1 protein-coding gene is annotated in these 446 nt (G+C 78.3%); it reads left to right on the forward strand.

Annotation, left to right across the window (positions count from 1 at the left end; genetic code table 11):
• The coding region (locus HO151_RS02100) for an NAD(P)H-hydrate epimerase (RefSeq protein WP_302479532.1) at nt 1-446 on the forward strand (446 nt) is incomplete at both ends.

Consider the following 446-nt stretch of genomic DNA (forward strand, 5'->3'; position numbering starts at 1 on the left):
CGACGCCGCCGCCCTCGTCGACACCGTCGGCGAGACCCGCGCCGCCGTCGTCGCCGTCGACCTGCCCAGCGGCGTCGAGGCCGACACCGGCGAGGTGCACGGCGCCGCCGTGCGCGCCGACCTGACCGTCACCTTCGGAACCCACAAACCGGGCCTGCTCGTCGACCCGGCACGCGAGTACGCGGGCTCCGTACGGCTCGTCGACATCGGCCTCGCCCTGCCCGGCGAAGCCGAACTGGAGGCGCTCCAGCACGCCGACGTGGCCGCGCTGCTGCCCGTACCCGGCGCGGAGAGCGACAAGTACCGGCGCGGCGTCGTCGGCATCGCGGCCGGCTCCGCCCGCTACCCCGGCGCGGCCGTCCTGGCCGTCGCCGGAGCCCTGCGGGGCGGCGCCGGCGCCGTACGGTACGTCGGGCCCGCCGGGGACGCGGTGCTCGCCCGCTTCC

The sequence above is a fragment of the Streptomyces sp. 8P21H-1 genome, assembly GCF_013302945.1.